The following is a 280-nucleotide window of genomic DNA, read 5'->3' on the forward strand; positions in this document are numbered from 1 at the left end:
CGTAGTAAGGGTCGCGCGCAACCGCGAGCCCGGCGTCACGCTGGAACAGATCGCCGCCGACTTCGGCGTCCACCCGATCACGCTGTCGAAGTGGCTGCGCCGCGCCGACACCGATGAGGGCGCCAGGCCCGCAGCGGCGTCGGGTGAGTCGGCCGAGCTGCGCGAGGCCCGCAAGCGGATTCGGCTGCTGGAGCAGGAGAACGAGGTGCTGCGGAGGGCTGCGGCGTATCTGTCGCAGGCGAACCTGCCAGCAAAATGATGTACCCGCTCGTCCGCGAGC

1 protein-coding gene is annotated in these 280 nt (G+C 70.0%); it reads left to right on the plus strand.

The window, feature by feature from the left end:
- On the plus strand, positions 1-259 hold a 259-nt coding region (locus IG99_RS43845; RefSeq protein WP_037684645.1), incomplete at its 5' end, for a transposase.
- Between the last annotated feature and the right edge of the window lie 21 nt (positions 260-280).

It is taken from the genome of Streptomyces griseus subsp. griseus (assembly GCF_000720255.1).
GTDB lineage: Bacteria > Actinomycetota > Actinomycetes > Streptomycetales > Streptomycetaceae > Streptomyces > Streptomyces griseus_I.